This window comes from Bacillus sp. GMs2/2, assembly GCF_050172095.1.
Classification (GTDB): Bacteria; Bacillota; Bacilli; order Bacillales; family Bacillaceae_G; genus Bacillus_A; species Bacillus_A cereus.
In genome coordinates, this window is sequence record NZ_JBNLYE010000035.1 from 1 (window position 1) to 6,108 (window position 6,108).

Below are 6,108 nucleotides of genomic sequence, written 5' to 3' on the forward strand. Positions count from 1 at the left end.
ATGTGAATTGCATGTGCAGACGACTGTAAAGGGTTATATTAAGGAAACGTTTAGCTGTTATTAGTGAAGGTAAAGATATATTTTGTAACAGTTGATATAAAAATGAAGAAATAGGTACGCTTTCGTTTGTCTGACTATTTTAAATATATGAAAAACAAGACTGGTTTGAGTTTTGACGAAATTAAATTCTAGGTGAGATGTCAATAATGATTAATTAGGTTTAATAAAGAGGTACCTTATACGCAAAAGCGTTTATATTAGTAACCTAAGGAGCTTGCTTTTATGAAAACTACTGATTCAAAAGGCCTATTAGGAAATAGGGTTTATTTACAAGTTTTCTCTGCCTATTCATTGCTTATGCTTGGTGTTTTTATTGATATGTTAGCGATTATGACTATAGTTGGGTTTGAATGGGAAGTAGATCCTACTATGATTGGATTGATTCCTGTTGCATATGCACTTCCTGGAATTATTTTTGGCTCATGGGCAGGTGTTATTGCAGATCGTTTTAGAAAAATTCCAATTATGATGTTCTGTAATCTAATGGTTGGTCTAATAACAATTGCTCTTTTATTTGTACAAGATATCCACTGGCTCTTAGTGGCATTAATGATTCGTTCCATTTTTATTGTTTTCTATTATCCTGCACAGCAAACACTAACAAGACAGATTGTATCCCCGGACTTGCTTACTAAAGCAGTAAGTATCAACGGAATAGTAGAGCAGGGTACAAAGATAGTAGGCCCACTTATAGGGGGCATGTTGCTGAGTTGGTTTCAACCAGAGTTCTGCCTCATTATAAGAGCTATAAGTTGTTTATTAGCTACCTTAGTTCTCATACCCACAATAAAATTTAAAGAAACTATATCGAAAGAATTTGTTGAAAAGCAAAAACAAAGTACTTGGACCGCTTGGGTACAAGGGTGGGGTTATGTGTTATCTAATCGGATAATATTATCAACCATGATTTTCGTTACAATAGCCATGGCAGTATTACAATTAGTAGACTCACAATTCCCAACTTTATTTAAGAGCTTATTCCCACATGATAAAAGTAAAATGGGATATATCATTTCTATTATTGGTCTTGGCGGAATACTTGGTGCATTACTAACTCAGAAATTAAAACAATTTCAATATGGCTGGGTAGTATGTGGAGGTATGGTTTTAATGGGAATTGGTTTTGGGGGGATTGGTTTGATAACGCCCGGTACGGTCTTCGTTTTAGCCTATTTAATTAGTTTTATCGCTGGTATTGGAAGTGGGCTGATGCTTGTATCTAATCAAGTCATATTACAAATAGAATCCGATCAAGATCAAGTAGGAAGAGTATTTGGTATACAAAGCAGTTTAACAAACGCAGTTTTAATTATTTCCCCTGCTATGAGTGGCCCATTAGTGCATTTATTTGGAGTAACTCAACTCTATGTTTATGGAGGGATTGGGCTTGTTATTATTGGAGTAATTGGAGTTTCACTGCAGAAATATTTATGGGCTAAACATAAACACGAACCTATAAGAGCAAATAATTTTTGAAGGGAAGATTTTTATGACCAATGAGGAATGTTATCCATTAAGCCACCCGCAGCGAAGAATATGGTATACAGAAGTTGTTCATTCTGATAAAGGAATATGTAATTTAAGATTTTTATTTAAACTTCATCGAAAAATGAACTATTCAAATTTAAACCAAGTTGTGAATCGCGTTATCAGTGAAAATGACGGTCTGTGCATTAGGTTAAAAGAAAATGGGCATCAAGAACCGAAACAATATTTTACTAAACATGAAGAACAAGAATTTGAGTTTTTTGATTTCAGTAATGTGGAGAATACAAATTTGCTTGAGGAATGGATTGAGCAGAAAACAAAAGAAACGTTTACATTATTTAATTCAAATTTATACTATTTCGCTTTAATAAAATTAAACGATAATGAATGTGCAGTCTTTGGAAATGTTCATCATATTATTATGGATGGTTTATCAATTCAAATATTTACTGAGCAGATTGCAAAATATTATTATGACATGCATAACGAGAATGAGGAAGGCGAAATTAAAAATTCATATGTTCAATTTCTGACCAATGAACAAACATACTTGAATAGTAGTCGCTTTCAAAAAGATCAAAAATTTTGGCTAGAGGAATTTAAAACACTGCCATCTGTGACTGGATTGAAGCCTTATAATACGTACCAAGTTAGTACCAAAGCATCACGTGAGACGTTTATATTAACGGAGCATTTGAAGAGAAAGATAGAAAAATTTTCTGAAGATTACAAATTTAGTTTATACACCCTTTTTGTTGCTGCTTTCTCGTTGTCCATGTATCGGTGGACCTCATCGCTTGATATTGGTTTAGGAATGGCTTACGGCAACCGTATGACTAAAATGGAACGAAAATTGATTGGAATGATGGTGAGTACAGTTCCTTTAAGAATGGATATTGATCCAGAAGAAGAAGTACTTTCATTTATTAGTAGGGTGTCCAGAAAACAAAGTAAATCATTAAGGCACCAGAAATATCCATTTGATTTGTTATTAAAGCAGATTAATAAAGAGAATAACAGTAATGTGAGACTTTTCGGAACTACGATTGATTATAGGGATCGTGATGAAAGTGGTGACTCACTATGGATTCCAAACCGTGAAGAAGTACAAGATTTTGCAGTGCATATTGAAAATCTAATTGATATAGACTCTTTACATGTACATATTGATTATCGTGAGGAGCTATTTTCTAAGGAAGAGATAAAACGGTTTTTTAACGTGATGTTAGCGATAATGGAAAACACTTTTGAAAACCCAAAGCAGAAGGTGGCTGAAATAGAAATCATTTCTGAGGAGGATAAAAGAAAAAGTTTAGTTGAGTTCAACAATCCTAAACTGGATGTCCCGCCTCAAGTAACTATTCATGAAATGTTCGAACGGCAAGCGATGATTTATCCAAATGCTATTGCAGTTACGTATGAAAAAGAAAAAATTACTTATAAGGAACTTAATGAACGTGCAAACCAGTTAGCTCATTATCTGCAGAAAAAAGGAGTAGGACCTGATACTTTAGTTGGACTGTGCGTTGAACGTTCCCACGAGATGATTGTAGGTATTTTAGGGATTTTGAAGGCTGGTGGGGCTTATGTCCCACTTGATCCAACATATCCAGAGCAACGACTTCAATATATTTTAGAAGATGCTAGCATTCAGTTATTCGTAACGCAAGAAAGTTTAAAAGAATTGAACTGGTTACCAGAAAATGTTGAGTCGATTTGCCTGGATCGTGATCAAGATGAGATTGGGAAAGAAAGTAAGACTTTGCCGGTTTCTGGTGTCGGTCCCCAAAATCTGGCATATGTAATCTATACTTCGGGATCAACGGGAAATCCAAAGGGCGTTATGATAGAGCATCACAATGTCATTCGGTTATTTAAATCGACGGATTGTTGGTATCAGTTTAATGAAAAAGATACTTGGACGCTTTTTCATTCGTATGCATTTGATTTCTCAGTATGGGAAATTTGGGGAGCATTATTATATGGTGGAAAATTAGTTGTTGTTCCGTACTGGATTAGTCGATCACCTAAGGATTTTTATCAATTATTGGTGGAGGAAGAAGTCACAGTTCTAAATCAGACACCTTCCGCATTTCGACAATTAATACAAGTGTGTGAACAAGAAGATGAGAATAAAAATTTGCAGCTGCGTTATGTCATATTTGGCGGAGAAGCGTTAGAACCTACTAGCTTGTTACCGTGGTTTCAAAGGTATGGGGAGAAAAACCCACAGTTAATTAATATGTATGGAATTACAGAAACTACAGTTCATGTTACATATTATCCAATTACTTTAGATGATGTGCAGCAGGCTTCAAGAAGTAATATTGGAAAGCGGATTCCCGATTTAGAAGTGTATATACTAGACGCTTATCAACAACCTGTTCCTATAGGTGTTGATGGTGAACTTTATATTGGCGGGGCAGGGCTTGCACGTGGGTATTTAAATAGACCTGAATTAACAGCAGAGCGTTTTATATCTCATCCATTTAGTAGTGATCTGAAAGCAAGATTATACCGGACAGGAGACTTAGCGAGGTATTTGCCAGATGGGAATCTAGATTATCGTGGAAGAATTGATCATCAGGTTAAAATACGTGGTTTCCGAATTGAGATTGGGGAAATTGAGTCTACTTTACATACATATGCATATGTAAAAGAGGTAGTTGTAATTGTAAGAGAAGATCAGCCAGGCGATAAACGATTAGTAGCATATGTTGTAGGAGATGGAAATGTAGATGCGTGGAGAGAGTATCTTAAAGCGAAACTACCAAGTTATATGGTTCCTTCGGGATTTGTGGCGATGGAAGCTATTCCACTTACAGCTAACGGTAAAGTTGATCGTGAGGCCTTACCTATGCCGGAGGAAACGCAGATTAATAGTGAATGTGTTGGCCCTCGGAATAGTAACGAACAGATACTAACTACCATTTGGAAGAGAGTATTAGGTGTTAAAAAGGTGGGAATCTATGATAATTTCTTTGAAATTGGTGGCGACTCGATTCTCAGTATTCAAATCATATCTCAAGCAAGTCAAGTGGGGTTAAAACTTACTCCAAAGCAAATGTTTGAATGCCCAACTATCGCTGAGCTGGCACAAGTGGCTATAGAAACGCAGGGAGTACAAGCGGAGCAGGGAATTGTGATAGGTGATGTGCCTCTTACTCCAATTCAGCGCTGGTTCTTCGAGCAAGAACATCCACATACAGAGCATTGGAATCAATCAATGCTTTTAAGAGTAAAAGAAAGATTGGATGTGAAATTACTAGAGGGAGCGATATTAAATTTACTGAAACATCATGATGCTTTACGTTTCCGGTACGAACAGTTACCAAACGGAACGTGGAGGCAGAGAAATGAAGGGGCTGATGAGCTGTCAGTACTCCATGTTGTAAAACGGAATCAAGTTAATGAAAAAGAGTGGAATAAAATAATACAAGAAGAGATGAATATTCATCAAGCTAGTTTCAATTTAATTACTGGTCCGTTAATGAAAGTAGTGTACTTTGAAGATAACTTGACTGAAAATGATCGAATATTCTGGGTGATACATCATTTAGTAGTAGATGGAGTGTCATGGAGGATTCTATTGGAAGATTTACAGGTGGTATATAACCAGATGAAACAAGGTCAAGAAATTCGCTTACCTGCGAAAAGTACATCTTTTAAAGAATGGTCTGAACGACTTCAGACATACAGTGATTCGGGTATTTCAAAAGAAGTAAAGGATTATTGGAATGAACAAGTAGAAAAAGAAACGATGAAAATTCCAATGGACTATCCAATACAAGAAACGACAGAAGAATCGATTGATCAAGTGACGGGGACTTTAGGAATAGAAGAAACACAAGCATTGTTTCACGAAGTTCTAGTCACTCATAAGACAAGGATTGATGAGGTACTATTAACGGCATTAGGACAAGCTATCGTCGATTGTACAAATCAGCAAACCGTTTCTATTCATCTAGAAGGACACGGGAGAGAAGAGATGATTGAAGGTATTGATTTATCAAGGACAGTGGGCTGGTTCACGAGTATTTATCCCGTTCATCTCAATTTTCAAGGAACTCAGACACCTATTGAAGGGTTAAAGGCAGTCAAAGAGCAATTGCGTCGAATCCCAAATCGCGGAGTTGACTATGGTATTTTACGTTACTTGAATAAAGGATTACTTCCGTTTTATCAGCAAAAGCCTTCAATAAGCTTTAACTATTTGGGCCAATTTGATCAGGTGTTTTCAAGGGACTCTTTGTTTATGCAAGAGACAGGATTTACATTTTTAGATCATGCTCCAGATTCCAAACCATCTCATCTAATTGATGTTATCGGAATGGTGAAAGATGAAAAGTTACATTTTATTTGGATGTATAGTAGGGAACAGTTTTCTAAATTAAAAATTCAAGTGATAGCAGATGGTATGTTGAGGCATCTTCGTCAACTTATAAATAAACCAACAACAGAGTCTGCTTTTACGGTATCAGATTTTGCTGATGCAGAGGATCTTACGGAAGAAAGCTTGAGCAAAGTATTACTTAAATTAACAAAGAAGAGGGTGTAAAA

At 36.0% G+C, this 6,108-nt stretch carries 2 protein-coding genes; both read left to right on the forward strand.

Features of this window, described 5'->3' with window-relative positions; genetic code table 11:
* Window positions 1-282 precede the first annotated feature (282 nt).
* A complete protein-coding gene (locus tag ACQGS6_RS08015) occupies window positions 283-1,536 on the forward strand; it encodes an MFS transporter (RefSeq protein ID WP_000858613.1) in 1,254 nt (417 codons plus the stop codon).
* Between the two features lie 13 nt (window positions 1,537-1,549).
* A complete protein-coding gene (locus ACQGS6_RS08020) occupies window positions 1,550-6,106 on the forward strand; it encodes an amino acid adenylation domain-containing protein (protein WP_426965014.1) in 4,557 nt (1,518 codons plus the stop codon).
* Window positions 6,107-6,108: the final 2 nt, after the last annotated feature.

Bases quoted from the DNA above. Each gene is read 5' to 3' on its own strand.
- ACQGS6_RS08015 (WP_000858613.1), top strand. From the start codon at position 283: ATGAAAACTACTGATTCAAAAGGCCTATTAGGAAATAGGGTTTATTTA.
- ACQGS6_RS08020 (WP_426965014.1), top strand. From the start codon at position 1,550: ATGACCAATGAGGAATGTTATCCATTAAGCCACCCGCAGCGAAGAATA.